11 protein-coding genes are annotated in these 13,292 nt (G+C 61.5%); all 11 read left to right on the top strand.

Annotated features, from left to right (window positions below; all coding sequences use genetic code 11):
* Positions 1–3,843 carry a baseplate multidomain protein megatron gene (locus ACSQ3J_RS02125; RefSeq protein WP_060503821.1) on the top strand — a complete coding sequence of 1,281 codons (3,843 nt, stop codon included), beginning with the start codon at positions 1–3 and terminating at the stop codon, positions 3,841–3,843.
* 60 nt (positions 3,844–3,903) lie between these two features.
* Complete coding sequence (locus ACSQ3J_RS02120) at positions 3,904–4,110, top strand: hypothetical protein (RefSeq protein WP_060503653.1); 207 nt, start codon at positions 3,904–3,906, stop codon at positions 4,108–4,110.
* Positions 4,111–4,229: 119 nt separating this feature from the next.
* Positions 4,230–4,481 (top strand): hypothetical protein, encoded by a 252-nt coding sequence (locus tag ACSQ3J_RS02115; protein WP_060503652.1) that lies wholly within the window; start codon positions 4,230–4,232, stop codon positions 4,479–4,481.
* Between the two features lie 125 nt (positions 4,482–4,606).
* Positions 4,607–5,293, top strand: coding sequence for a response regulator transcription factor (locus ACSQ3J_RS02110; RefSeq protein WP_060503651.1), 687 nt, complete (start codon positions 4,607–4,609; stop codon positions 5,291–5,293).
* 100 nt (positions 5,294–5,393) lie between these two features.
* Positions 5,394–6,782 carry an ATP-binding protein gene (locus ACSQ3J_RS02105; RefSeq protein WP_060503820.1) on the top strand — a complete coding sequence of 463 codons (1,389 nt, stop codon included), beginning with the start codon at positions 5,394–5,396 and terminating at the stop codon, positions 6,780–6,782.
* A gap of 193 nt (positions 6,783–6,975) precedes the next feature.
* On the top strand, positions 6,976–7,422 hold the full coding sequence (locus ACSQ3J_RS02100; protein ID WP_060503650.1) for a hypothetical protein: 447 nt from the start codon (positions 6,976–6,978) through the stop codon (positions 7,420–7,422).
* A 106-nt stretch (positions 7,423–7,528) separates the two neighbouring features.
* On the top strand, positions 7,529–8,674 hold the full coding sequence (gene ccmI / locus ACSQ3J_RS02095) for a c-type cytochrome biogenesis protein CcmI (protein ID WP_060503649.1): 1,146 nt from the start codon (positions 7,529–7,531) through the stop codon (positions 8,672–8,674).
* Entirely contained in the window at positions 8,671–9,123 is a 453-nt protein-coding gene (gene ccmE, locus ACSQ3J_RS02090) for a cytochrome c maturation protein CcmE (RefSeq protein ID WP_060503648.1), read from the top strand. Before ccmI ends, ccmE begins: the two co-directional genes overlap by 4 nt.
* A complete protein-coding gene (locus ACSQ3J_RS02085) occupies positions 9,120–11,108 on the top strand; it encodes a heme lyase CcmF/NrfE family subunit (protein ID WP_060503647.1) in 1,989 nt (662 codons plus the stop codon). Before ccmE ends, ACSQ3J_RS02085 begins: the two co-directional genes overlap by 4 nt.
* The gene (locus ACSQ3J_RS02080) at positions 11,105–11,560 is read left to right on the top strand and encodes a cytochrome c-type biogenesis protein (RefSeq protein WP_060503646.1); all 456 of its coding nucleotides are present in this window, start codon (positions 11,105–11,107) and stop codon (positions 11,558–11,560) included. Before ACSQ3J_RS02085 ends, ACSQ3J_RS02080 begins: the two co-directional genes overlap by 4 nt.
* Before the next feature lie 139 nt (positions 11,561–11,699).
* The gene (locus ACSQ3J_RS02075; RefSeq protein WP_436038588.1) at positions 11,700–13,265 is read left to right on the top strand and encodes a Do family serine endopeptidase; all 1,566 of its coding nucleotides are present in this window, start codon (positions 11,700–11,702) and stop codon (positions 13,263–13,265) included.
* The last annotated feature ends 27 nt before the right edge of the window (positions 13,266–13,292 follow it).

The raw sequence follows: 13,292 nt of genomic DNA, 5'->3' as shown, positions 1-13,292 counted from the left end.
ATGGCAACCATTCTTCTGCAGGCTGCCGGTGCAGCGCTTGGCAGCGTGTTCGGTCCGGTTGGCGCGGTGCTTGGCCGCGCGGTTGGTGCGCTTGCGGGCTCGGTGATCGACCGCTCGATCATCAACGGCATGACGACGGTTTCCGGCGCCCGGCTGGGCGATGCGCGCATACCCGGTGCCGAGGACGGCACGGCGATCACGCGGGCCTATGGCACGGTGCGCATCGGCGGCACACTGATCTGGGCGACACGGTTTGAAGAAGAAGTGCGGGTCGAACGGCAGGGCGGCAAGGCGAGCGGGCCGCGGGTCGAGACGTTTCGCTACTATGCCAATTTTGCCCTTGGGATCTGCGAGGGCGAGATTGCCTGCGTTCGCCGGGTCTGGGCGGACGGGCGGGAGCTGGACCTGACCGGGATCGAGATGCGCATTTATCGCGGGACAGCCGGTCAATTGCCCGATCCGTTGATCGAGGCCAAGCAGGGCGTGGGGAAAGCACCGGCCTACCGGGGGCTCGCCTATGCCGTGTTCGAGCGTTTGCCATTGGATAGTTATGGCAACCGGATTCCGGTGATCCAGTTCGAGGTCTTGCGGCCGACCGGTACGCTCGAAAAGCAGATCCGCGCCATCACGATCATTCCGGGTTCGAGCGAATACGGCTATCACCCTGGCGTCGTCAGGGAAGAGACCGGAGCCGGTGCGAGCCGGTTGATCAACCGCAACGTTTTTCATGCGAGTTCCGACTGGCGTGCGTCTATCGATGAATTGCAGGCGCTCTGCCCGAACCTTGAGCGGGTGGCGCTGGTGGTGTCCTGGTTCGGAACGGATTTGCGGGCTGGTCATTGCCGGATCGAGCCCGGCGTCGAGACGCCGGTGCGGCGGGGGGAAAGCCTGGCCTGGTCGGTGTCGGGAATTTCGCGTGGTGGTGGGAGGCTGATCAGCCGCAATGATGGCGCCCCGGCCTATGGCGGCACGCCGGGCGATGCGAGCGTGGTGGCGGCGATTGCTGACCTGAAGGCACGTGGGTTGGAAGTCTATCTCTATCCTTTCGTGATGATGGACATTGCGGCCGGGAACACGTTGCCCAACCCTTATGGCGGTACGGGGCAACCTGCCTATCCCTGGCGGGGGCGGATTACCGCGGATCCGGCGCCGGGGCTTGCGGGCGCTGCCGACAGGACGATGGCGGCGCGCACGCAGGTGGCGGCGTTTTGCGGAACGGCCACGGTGGCGGATTTTGCCGTTTCGGGCACGTCGGTGAGATCGGTTGCTGCGGACGACGGGTATCGCCGGCTGGTGCTTCACTACGCGTTGCTGAGCAAGGCGGCGGGCGGGATTTCCGGATTCATCATCGGCTCCGAATTGCGCGGGCTGACCCAATTGCGCGATGGGACGGGCGCGTTTCCTTTCGTCGAGAAGCTGGTGGATCTTGCGGCCGATGTCCGGGCCGTTCTCGGTGCGGCCACCAAGCTGACCTACGGGGCGGACTGGAGCGAGTATTTCGGCTATCACCCGGCGGATGGGTCTGGCGACGTGCTTTACAATCTCGATCCGCTCTGGGCATCGGCCAATATCGATGCCGTCGGGATCGACAATTACATGCCGCTGTCCGACTGGCGTGACGGAGACCTGTTTCAGGGAAATGCGGATGGTTTCCGGCTGGCGGAAGATGCCGACGCGATGCGCAGGATGATCACTGCCGGCGAGGGGTATGACTGGTATTACGCCAGCATGGACGATCGCCGCGGCCGTATCCGCACGCCGATTACCGACGGGCTGGCGGGAAAGCCATGGGTCTACCGCTACAAGGATATTGCCAATTGGTGGGGGCAGATGCATCGCAACCGGATAGGCGGCGTCGAGCAGGCTGTGCCGACGGCCTGGGTAGCGGCCTCCAAACCCGTCTGGTTCACCGAACTCGGTTGCCCGGCGATCGACAAGGGGGCGAACCAGCCGAACGTCTTTACTGATCCGAAATCGTCGGAAACGGCGGTTCCGTATTTTTCGAACGGCGCGCGCGGCGATGCCATGCAACGCCGGTTTCTACAGGCGCAGCACCGGTTCTGGCAAGGCTCGGGCGCACCCGCATGTGTTGATCCGGATCATATGTTCGTCTGGACCTGGGACGCGCGACCGATGCCGGCCTTTCCGGAGAATACGGCGCTCTGGTCCGACGGCGCCAATTGGCAGACCGGGCATTGGGTGAACGGCCGGTTGGGTGGGGCGACGGCGGCCGACGTGATCGCGGCGGTACTTGCCGATCACGGATTTCAGGGCGGCGATGTAAGCTGCGTCAGCGGTGATCTCAGCGGTTATGTGCAGTCGGAGCAGGTGTCGGCGCGTGATGTGCTGGAGCCGCTGATGGCAGCGCTGCAGATCGATGCTGCTGAAGACGGGGCGAAGTTGCGGTTCCGGTCGCGGATGAAACAGGCCTCGCAGCCCAGGGCCATTGCAGTGCTGGCGGATCTCGACGGACAGCCGCTGTTTGAGGAGACGCGCAGCCACGACAGCGATTTTGCCAGCGAGGCGATCCTCGACCGGTTCGATCCGGGAAATGCGTTTGAGCGAACCACCGCCCGTTCCCGCCGGGTATCGCCGGCCAATGACCGGGTGTTGCGGCTTTCACTGCCGGGGGTGATGCATGAAGGGGCGTCGGCAAGTGCTGTCGAGGACGCGCTGCGCGATCATCAGGTGTCGAGGCGCAGCGTACGCTTTTCGCTATCGCCGGCGGCACTGGCGTTCGAGCCGGGTGATGTGGTCGCCTTCGACGATGGACCGGAGGGCAGTTTTATTGTCAGCCGGATCGAGGATGGCGCGGCACGTTCGATCGAGGCGCGGGCGTTTGTGCCGTCGAGCGGCGGCCGCCCGGTTCAGCCGTCAAAACCGATCGTTCCGCCGCGCAGGCCATCCGACGGGTTCTCTCCCGTTGTGCACCTGATGGACCTGCCACAATACGTGGCAGGCAATGCCAGCAGTTTTGCCCGGGCCGCTGTCTTTGCCAGGCCATGGCGCGTGGTGACGCTTTCTTCATCGGCAACGGCGGAAGGTTATCAGGCGCGGGTGCGGCTGGGGCAACCAGCGCAGACGGGTGTCTTGGCGGCGTCGCTTGGTGCAGGTGTTACCGGCAGGTTTGATGCCATGCATACGCTGACGCTTGATTTACATTTCGGTGGATTGTCTTCGGCAGGCCGCCTTTCCGTTCTCAACGGGCGCAACCGCGTGGCGATCCTTGCTTCGAATGGTGTCTGGGAAATCATCGGTTATCAGAGCGCTGAGGAAATTTCTGCCGGGCGCTGGCGGCTGACAAAGCTTTTGCGGGGTCTGCACGGGACCACGGATGCGATGCTGGCGGGGAGTGCTTCCGGTGCTCCGGTGGTGGTGCTCAATGCGGCGGTCAGGCCGTTGGCCCTGAGCCCCGACGAGGCGGGGCGTGTGATCAACTGGATCGCCGAGGCGAGCGGGCAGGCCGCTCAGCCAAGCGGTCCCTTTGCCTTTGCCGGTGGCTTGAGGGCCGAGAGGCCGGTTGCGCCGGTGCATCTGCGGGGGCGGCGTCTTGAGGGCGGTGGTATCCGAATCACCTGGACCCGCTGCGCCCGCCGGGAGGCCGACCACTGGCTCGACGGTGATATCGCGCTGGATGAGCCCCAGGAACGATATCGTATCGACATTCTCGCCGGGACGAGCGTCAAGCGGTCCTTCGACGTGTCCGAACCGGTGTTGCACTATGCCGCGGGTCTCGAGATCGAGGATTTCGGCGCGCCACAGGCAGACTTGTCGGTTCGCGTCCGGCAGCGCGGCCAGAAGGTTGCCTTCGGCGTGCCGGCACAGGCGCTGCTCAGCCTGTAACACCCCGGCTTTCCCATTCAAGTCAAACTCAAATTCAGCAAACCGGACGAGGAGCGTCAAATGAACGATTTGAAGACCTGGTACATGTCGAAGACCGTCTGGGGTGGCGTGGTGGCAATCCTGGCATCCTGCGCCAACCTGCTGGGATTGGAGGTCGCGCCTGACGATGAAAGGGGAGTTGTGGATGGACTGACTGCGCTGGCGGCCGCAGTGGGCGGACTGATTGCCATCTGGGGCCGGATTTCAGCGCGCTCGCGTTTGCGCTAGACATTGCGCAAACCGGGTGGTGGCGGCACATTCATTTGCCATTCAGACTGTATCGTTTATTAAATCTGCAACAATGCATCCCAAGCCACCAATCTTGTTTTCAATGCGAAAGTGCGTTCATGTCCTCACCCTTGATCATAGCAACGCTTGCAGCGGGCCTGTCCGGATTCGCGCCGCCTGCGATTGATGTGCCATCGATGGTTGTCGCTGTGGACGGCGATTGTGGTCAGGCGGCGGCCGAGGTGGTTGCCAAGACCGGTGGCGAACTGCTGTCGGCGCAGCCGACGGGCGACGGCAAATGTGTCGTCACCGTGCTAATCCCCGGCAATGGCGGCCGCCCGAAAAAGGTGACGATGCGGGTGCCGATGTAGCCGCAGAATGCCTGCCTTCAAGACATTCTCGAAACGGATGAAATAAGGTAAGCAGTAAGTCTGGTGTTGCGACGCGACGGCAAATCTCCAGGAGATGCTGGCGCGCAAGGGAAGAAAGTCTGTTCATGCGCATTCTGGTGGTCGAAGACGACGTCAACCTCAACCGTCAATTGACGGACATGTTGAAGGAAGCCGGATATGTCGTCGATCAGGCTTTCGACGGCGAAGAAGGCCACTACCTCGGCGAGGGCGAGCCCTATGACGCCGTCATCCTTGATATCGGTTTGCCGGAAATGGACGGCATCACCGTGCTGGAAAAATGGCGCGGTGCCGGAAAAGCGATGCCGGTGCTGATTCTCACCGCGCGTGACCGCTGGAGCGACAAGGTCGCGGGCATCGATGCCGGCGCCGACGATTATGTCACCAAGCCATTCCATGTTGAAGAAGTGTTGGCCCGTATCCGCGCGCTGATCCGGCGTGCGGCCGGACATGCAAGCTCGGAGATCGTTTGCGGCCCGGTGCGGCTTGACACCAAGGGTTCCAAAGCGATGGTCAACGGCGTGGCGCTGAAATTGACCTCGCATGAATTCCGGCTGTTGTCTTATCTGATGCACCACATGGGGCAGGTGGTGTCGCGCACGGAACTGGTCGAGCACATGTACGACCAGGACTTTGACCGCGATTCCAACACGATCGAGGTTTTCGTCGGCCGCCTGCGCAAGAAGATCGGCAACGACTTGATCGAAACCGTGCGTGGCCTTGGTTATCGCATGCAGGCTCCCGGCATGGCCAGCAAGGAAGTGAAGTCCTGAGCGGGATCACTATGATCAACTGGAAGGACAGGGCGGTTGCGCACCAAGGCAAGGGCCTAACGCCATTGTCCCGCCAAACCATCCGGCGGCACCCATGATGCTGCGCCCGCAATCGCTGACCGCACGCGTTCTTCTGGTTTCCACGATCTGGGCGGTGGCGGCGCTGGTGGTGATCGGCGTGGTGATCTCGACACTCTATCGGCAAGGGTCTGAGCGCGGCTTTCAAGATCTCTTGCGTGCGCAGCTCTACAACGTCATCAATTCGATCGTCGTCAACGACAAGTCGGTGCTGGCCGGCAGTCCGCAACTGGGCGACCTGCGCTTTTCCCAGCCACAGACGGGCTGGTACTGGATCGTAGAACCGATTGGGGAATTCAACACCCCGCCGCTGATTTCGACCTCGCTCGGATCAGGCAAGCTGCCGATTGCCAGTGTCGATGAGGTTCCCTTCGATATTCGCTACGAGCGTTTTTACACCACTGTTGATTCCTTCAACAATGAAGTCGAAGTGGCGGAGACCGAAGTCGTTCTGGATATTCAGGGGCACACCGCCCGGTTCCGGGTTGCGGGCAACCGCGATGTCCTTGAAGCCGACATCGACGATTTCAATCGTAATCTCTATCTGGCGCTGGCGATCTTCGGCTTTGGTGGTCTTGGCATGAACGCGCTGGCCATTCTTTTCGGGCTCCGGCCGCTCGACCAGGCGCGGCGGTCGCTGGAAAAGATCCGAGGCGGGGAAAGCGAGCGGCTGGACGGCGAATTTCCACGCGAAATCCAACCTTTGGCGAGCGAAGTTAATGCCCTGATCGACAGCAACCGGCGCATCATCGAGCGCGCCAGGATGCAGGTCGGCAACCTCGCGCATTCGTTGAAGACGCCGCTTGCCGTCTTGATCAATGAGGCGCGGGTGCTGGAGCCGCCGCACGGCGATCTCGTCAAGGCGCAGGCGGATGCGATGCAGATGCAGGTGCAGTCCTATCTCAACCGGGCGCGGATCGCGGCGCAACGGGAATCGGTTCTGGCCCGCACCGAGGTGGAGCCGGTTCTCGAGCGGCTGGTTCGCGTCATGCGCCGCCTGCATCCGGAAAAGACCTTTCTGCTGACTGTCTCGCCCCCCGGCCTGATTCTGGCGATGGAACAGCAGGATGTCGAGGAAACGGTGGGGAACCTTCTCGACAACGCTGCGCGCTATGCAGCCGATCAGGTTCGCGTCGTGGCACAGATCGCGCCCGAGGGCGTGCAGGGCAAGGACCCGGGGCGGCGCACCTGGATCGCCATAGAGGTTGATGATGACGGTCCCGGCCTGGAGCCGGAGCAGATCACCGTTGCCATCAAACGCGGCAGGCGGCTGGATGAAAGCAAGCCCGGGACCGGGCTGGGTCTGTCGATCGTCAGCGAAATCGCCGGCGAATATCAGGGTACGCTTGGATTATCACGCGGTGAACGTGGCGGGCTGAAGGCACTGATCGTGCTGCCGGCTGTGTCATGATGGAACGTGTCTTGAGCCGTTGCGTGACTTTTTTGACAGAGTTGCAGGCAAAATTCCGCAATGCAGCAGCTTTGATCGCTGTGATGTTGCCTGCTCATGCGGGGAATGTAAAAAAGATAATGAGCCATGAATCGGCCTTAAGCCGAGCCATGATTTGCCGATGCACCGGAAACCGTAAGAGCTGTCCGATACGATGAAGAACCAGGCCCGTTTCCCGACCATCCTCTCCGCTTCGCCGGCTGCGTGCCTGATCGCCTCGTCGTTGCTGATCGCCGGCTGCGGTACGGCCTCGCGCGAGGGCGGTAAGCTGGGTGGCATTACCTCGAACACATCGGCTTCCTATATCGCGGCGCTTGGTGGCGGTGTGATCGGGCATCAAGCCGGACTTTCGATCAGCAAGGCAGACCGTCAGCGGGCGCTGGAGGCCGAATACCGCGCCCTGGAAGCATCCCGTGGCGGACAGCCGGTGGTCTGGCAGGGATCGGGTATCAGCGGCTCGGTCGTTGCCGCCGCACCGTATCAGGTCGGCTCGCAGAACTGCCGCCAATACAGCCATACGGTAACGGTCAAAGGGCAGGACAGTGTCGCGCGTGGTGCCGCCTGCCGCAATGCCGACGGCACGTGGACGCCGTTGGGCTGATCCAGCCCATTCGATAGTTTCCATAGTTGCGGCGAAACGCCTCAAATTTCCGTCATCTCCGGTTTTCCGATTGGAATGGCAGGCTTCGCATAGTAATTGAGCGAACATGCTGTTCTGGATCCTAGTTGCCACTTTGACGGCGGCCGTTGCCGCTGTTCTGCTGCTTCCGCTGCTGCGCGCCGCCGCCAGCGCCGAGGCCCCCCAATCCCATGATGTCGAGGTCTATCGCGATCAGCTGGACGAGCTGAAACGCGACGAGAAAAACGGTTTGATTTCCGGCGACGAAGCGAATTTCGCTCGCGCCGAGGTCGCCCGCCGTTTGTTGGCTGCAACCGATGCCGTGAAAGCCGCTGCGCCGGCTCAACCGGTAAGGCGCAGCAACCGGCTGGCGCAGCTTGCCGTTATCGTGATCCTGCCTGCCATCGGGCTCTGTCTTTACTTGCGGACCGGCAATCCGGATGTGCCGGATGCGCCGCTGGCCGCGCGTTTGGCAAATCCCGGCGACGATATGAACATCCTGATCGCGCGGGCCGAACAGCAACTGGTCAGCAATCCTGAAGATGGTGCCGGATGGGATGTTCTGGCGCCGATCTATTATCGCAGTGGCCGGCTGGAGCAGGCAGCAACGGCGTTTCGCAATGCGCTGCGAATCCTCGGGGCGACACCGGCGCGCCTGGGCGGTTACGCCGAAAGCTTGATCGCGCTTTCCGGCGGGCTGGTGACCAACGAGGCCCGCGATGCGCTGCAGAAATTGCTGGCGATCGAGCCCACGGACCCGCGAGCGCAGTTCTATCTGGCTCTTGCCTTGAAGCAGGAAGGCAAAGGGACGGAGGCGCTGGCGGCGTTCGAGCAGATCGTCCGTACCTCACCGGCCGGCGCTCCATGGTTGCCGCTGATCAACGAGCATATCGCCGATCTCAAGGTCCCGGCTGCAGGACAGCAGGCCGGCACCCCGCTGGGCAATCCCACAAGCGAGGATATCACTGCGGCCAACGATATGAGTACCGGTGATCGCACGGCGATGATCGAAGGTATGGTCGGTAGCCTTGCGGAAAAGCTGAAGACAGACCCGAAGAATTTCGAGGGCTGGATGCGGATCATCCGATCCTATGCCGTGCTTGGCCAGAAGGACAAGGCAGGCGACGCCCTGAAACAGAGCCTAGCGGTTTTTCCGGCCGACGGCGACGAGGGCAAGCAATTGCTGGTGCTGGCAGGCGAGCTTGGGCTGAAGGCAGACGGAGGCGTGGAATGACCCGCAAACAGAAGCGCCTTGTGATCATTGGCGGCGGTGTGACGTTCATCGCCGCCGCCGTTCTGCTGGTGATGGTCGCGTTCAGCCAGGCAATCGCCTATTTCTATGTTCCTGGCGATCTCGCCAAGGCCGAACTGGCCCCAGGTACGCGTATCCGGCTCGGTGGCCTGGTGGAAAATGGCTCGCTCAAGCGCGGTGAAGGCATGACCATCACGTTCAGCGTCACCGATACGCTCGACAAGGTGCCGGTGACCTATACGGGAATTCTGCCCGATCTGTTTCGCGAAGGCCAAGGCGTCGTCGCCGAGGGTAGTTTCAAGGAGGGGAGTCCGGTTTTCGTTGCAGATACCGTGCTTGCCAAGCATGATGAAACCTACATGCCCAAGGACGTGGCGGACCGGTTGAAGGCGCAGGGCGTCAATCTTGGCGGCAAGGAAAATATCCAATGATCATCGAGCTTGGTCACTATGCGCTGGTTCTGGCGCTTGCCACATCGCTCCTGCAGGCGGTATTGCCGATCATCGGCGCGCTGCGCAACGATCACGCGCTGATGGAAATCGGGACGGTGGCGGCCAAGGCGACATTCCTGCTGATGGCGCTGTCATTCGGTATTCTCACCTACGCTCATGTGACATCCGATTTCTCCGTCCAGAACGTCTGGGAGAATTCGCATTCGCAGATCCCGCTGATCTACAAATTTTCCGGTGTCTGGGGCAATCACGAAGGCTCGATGCTGTTGTGGGTGCTGATCCTCACCTTTTTCTCGGCGCTGGTCGCTGTGTTCGGCAACAATCTGCCGGAGACCCTGAAAGCCAATGTGCTGGCCGTCCAGGCCTGGATCGCGGTATCGTTCTCGCTTTTCATCCTCTTGACGTCCAATCCTTTCAACCGGTTGCTGAATGCGCCGGGTGAAGGGCAGGACCTCAATCCGGTGCTGCAGGATGTCGGCCTGGCCATCCATCCGCCGCTGCTTTATCTCGGTTATGTCGGCTTTTCCGTCTGCTTCTCCTTTGCGATCGCCGCACTGATCGAAGGTCGTATCGATGCGGCCTGGGCCCGCTGGGTGCGGCCGTGGACGCTGGCCGCCTGGACCTGTCTGACGGCTGGTATCTCGATGGGGTCTTACTGGGCCTATTACGAACTCGGCTGGGGCGGCTGGTGGTTCTGGGATCCGGTCGAGAATGCGTCCTTCATTCCGTGGCTAGCCGGGACGGCGCTGTTGCATTCGGCACTTGTGATGGAAAAGCGCGAAGCGCTGAAGATCTGGACGGTGCTTCTGGCGATCATGACCTTCTCGATGTCGCTGCTCGGCACCTTCCTCGTCCGCTCCGGTGTACTGACATCGGTTCACGCCTTTGCCACCGACCCGACGCGCGGCGTCTTCATCCTGATCATCCTCATCCTGTTCATCGGCGGCGCCCTGTCGCTGTTTGCCTTCCGCGCCGCACACCTCAAAGCGGGCGGGCTGTTTGCGCCGATTTCGCGTGAGGGCGCGCTGGTTCTCAACAATCTGATCCTGACGACGGCGGCGGCGACCGTATTGATCGGCACGCTTTATCCGCTGGCGCTGGAAGCAGTGACCGGGGCGAAGATTTCCGTTGGACCTCCCTTCTTCAACATGACCTTCGGACTGCTCATGCTGCCGCTGATGCTGGCGGTACCGTTCGGCCCGCTGTTGGCCTGGAAACGCGGCGATCTGCTCGGCGCCGGGCAGCGCCTGTTTGCCGCGGTGGCATTCGGCCTGGTTGTCGGAAGTATCATCTACTACATGCAAAATGGCGGCCCGATCATGGCGTTGTTCGGTCTCGCGCTTGGGGCCTACATGATTGCCGGTTCACTGACGGAGCTTTATCTGCGTTCCGGTCTTGGCAAGGTGACGGGATCTGTGGCGCTGCGCCGTCTGTCCGGTCTGCCGCGTTCGGTTTTCGGTACGGCGCTGGCCCATATCGGGCTTGGCGTGACATTGATCGGCATTGTCGCGGTCACGGCATTCGAGACGGAGCACATTGTCGAGATGAAGCCGGGCATGACCACGGATGCGGGCGGCTATACGCTGCGCTTTGATGGTTTGCGCAATGGCAACGGTCCAAATTATAGCGAAGAATCCGGGCATTTCACCATCAGCCAAGGCGGGATCGAGGTGGCCGAGGTCTGGTCGTCAAAGCGGTTTTATACAGCAAGGCAAATGCCAACCACAGAGGCCGGTATCCGGACGTTCGGGTTGAGCCAGCTCTACGTTTCGCTCGGAGATGACATCAAGGACGGCGGCGTCGTGATCAGGATCTGGTGGAAGCCGATGATCCTCTGCATCTGGCTGGGCACGGTGTTCATGATGGCTGGCGGTGCGGTTTCGCTCAGCGACAGGCGGCTGCGGGTGGGCGCCCCGGCTCGCGCCAAGAAGCAGAAGAAACCTGTTCTGGAGCCTGCGCGATGATCAGCCGGTTGCTCGTCATCGCTTTCCTCATGGTCTCGTCGTGGCCGGCCTTTGCCGTCAATCCCGACGAGGTGCTGTCGGATCCGGCGCTGGAAGCGCGGGCGCGTACGCTGTCGGCGCAATTGCGCTGCATGGTCTGTCAGAACCAGTCCATCGACGATTCCAATGCCGAGCTTGCCAAGGATCTGCGCCTTTTGGTGCGCGAGCGGATCACCAATGGCGACAGTGACGACGCGGTCATTGCCTATGTCGTTTCGCGTTACGGCGAATTCGTGCTGCTCAATCCGCGCTTCGAGACAAAGACGCTGATTCTCTGGGGCGCGCCGGTCATCCTGTTGCTGGCCGGTGTGGCGGCAATGCTTCTCGCCGCGCGGCGCAGGACCGGCAAGGTGACGGGAACGGCACTCTCTGCCGATGAGCAGGCGCGTCTGGATGCTGTCCTGAAGGATTGATTTCCTTTTAGGCCCATTCCCCAACATTACCAAAAGTTCATTTTCCGGACACAAGTCAGTAAGGTGCGCTCGGCTATTCCTTTTTCATCGGCTGTTCCTCCAGGCAGCCAAATGTCAATGAAAAGAAAAGGCAAACCGGATGTTTCAGACAAATGCACTGCGTCCCTCCCTCAAGACCATCTTGAAGACCTCGACCGTTGCCGGTTTGGCAGCCGTCATGCTGTCGACCGGCATCCCCGCTACCATCACCTCGTCCTTTGCCGCCGCCGTCAAGATCGAGGCGCCGCAGGTTCCAAGTTTTGCTGACGTCGTTGATGCGGTTTCTCCGGCAGTGGTGTCGGTGCGCGTCCAGTCGCGTGCCAATCCTGTTTCCGATGACGCTGGTAGCGGCAACGGCTTCAGCTTCGATTTCGGCGGCCGTGGGCTGGACGAACTCCCGGACGACCACCCGCTGAAGCGCTTCTTCAAGGAGTTCGGCGGCCCGAACGGCGACAAGCGTGCTGATCGCGACCATGGACCGCGCGACGGTAAGCCGGGCCGCTTGCGCCCGACATCGCAAGGTTCGGGCTTCTTTATTTCCGAGGACGGTTATCTCGTCACCAACAATCACGTCGTTTCCGACGGCTCGGCCTTTACAGTCATCCTGAACGACGGCACGGAACTGGATGCCAAGCTGATCGGCAAGGACAGCCGCACCGACCTCGCCGTGCTGAAGGTCGATGACAAGCGCAAGTTTGCCTATGTCGGCTTTGCCGACGACAGCAAGGTTCGGGTTGGTGACTGGGTCGTTGCTGTCGGCAACCCGTTCGGACTTGGTGGTACCGTGACCGCCGGCATCATTTCTGCACGTGGCCGTGATATCGGATCCGGCCCCTATGACGACTACCTTCAGGTCGATGCGGCAGTGAACCGCGGTAACTCCGGTGGTCCGACCTTCAATCTCAACGGCGAAGTCGTCGGGATTAACACCGCAATCTTCTCGCCATCGGGCGGCAATGTCGGTATCGCTTTCGCCATTCCGGCCTCCGTTGCCAAGGATGTCGTCAATGATCTGATGAAGGATGGCGAAGTATCGCGCGGTTGGCTCGGTGTACAGATCCAGCCGGTCGACAAGGACGTGGCTGAATCGCTCGGCTTTGCCGAGGCAAGCGGTGCGCTCGTTGTCGAGCCGCAGGCTGGTTCTCCGGGCGAAAAGGCCGGTATCAAGAAGGGTGATGTGATCACTGCGGTCAACGGCGACACCATCAAGGGGCCGCGCGAACTGGCCCGCAAGATCGCCCTGATGCGTCCCGGTACAAGCGTCGATGTTGCCCTGTGGCGTGATGGCAAGGCCGAGAGCGTCAAGCTCGAAGTCGGAACCCTGCCTGCAGATACCAAGGATGCTGCTACCAGCACCGAGCAGCAGCAGGAAGACCAGCAGCCCTCAAGCGAAAAGGCATTGGCGGATCTCGGTGTGACCGTGACGCCTTCCGAGGACGGCAAGGGCGTAACGATCTCTTCGGTTGATCCTGACTCCGACGCCAGTGATCGCGGCCTGAAGGAAGGCCAGAAGATCGTTTCGGTCAACAACCAGGAGGTCAAGTCTGCTGACGACATCCTCAAGGTGATCGAGGCCGCCAAGAAGGACGGACGCACAAAGGCGCTGTTCCAGATCGAGGCCGACAACGCAAGCCGCTTCGTGGCGCTTCCCATCAGCCAGGGCTGACGAGGGCTGACGCAGCTCCAGCTGCCG

Origin of the sequence: Rhizobium sp. LjRoot98, assembly GCF_964252935.1 — a bacterium.
In the GTDB taxonomy this organism is placed as follows: Bacteria; Pseudomonadota; Alphaproteobacteria; order Rhizobiales; family Rhizobiaceae; genus Pararhizobium.
Note: the sequence above shows the minus strand (reverse complement) of the source record. Positions and strands in the feature narration are given on the sequence as shown.

Excerpts from the sequence above, each read along its gene's own strand:
- ACSQ3J_RS02125 (WP_060503821.1), top strand. The coding sequence starts at position 1 with ATGGCAACCATTCTTCTGCAGGCTGCCGGTGCAGCGCTTGGCAGCGTG.
- ACSQ3J_RS02120 (WP_060503653.1), top strand. The coding sequence starts at position 3,904 with ATGAACGATTTGAAGACCTGGTACATGTCGAAGACCGTCTGGGGTGGC.
- ACSQ3J_RS02115 (WP_060503652.1), top strand. The coding sequence starts at position 4,230 with ATGTCCTCACCCTTGATCATAGCAACGCTTGCAGCGGGCCTGTCCGGA.
- ACSQ3J_RS02110 (WP_060503651.1), top strand. The coding sequence starts at position 4,607 with ATGCGCATTCTGGTGGTCGAAGACGACGTCAACCTCAACCGTCAATTG.
- ACSQ3J_RS02100 (WP_060503650.1), top strand. The coding sequence starts at position 6,976 with ATGAAGAACCAGGCCCGTTTCCCGACCATCCTCTCCGCTTCGCCGGCT.
- ccmI (WP_060503649.1), top strand. The coding sequence starts at position 7,529 with ATGCTGTTCTGGATCCTAGTTGCCACTTTGACGGCGGCCGTTGCCGCT.
- ccmE (WP_060503648.1), top strand. The coding sequence starts at position 8,671 with ATGACCCGCAAACAGAAGCGCCTTGTGATCATTGGCGGCGGTGTGACG.
- ACSQ3J_RS02085 (WP_060503647.1), top strand. The coding sequence starts at position 9,120 with ATGATCATCGAGCTTGGTCACTATGCGCTGGTTCTGGCGCTTGCCACA.
- ACSQ3J_RS02080 (WP_060503646.1), top strand. The coding sequence starts at position 11,105 with ATGATCAGCCGGTTGCTCGTCATCGCTTTCCTCATGGTCTCGTCGTGG.
- ACSQ3J_RS02075 (WP_436038588.1), top strand. The coding sequence starts at position 11,700 with ATGTTTCAGACAAATGCACTGCGTCCCTCCCTCAAGACCATCTTGAAG.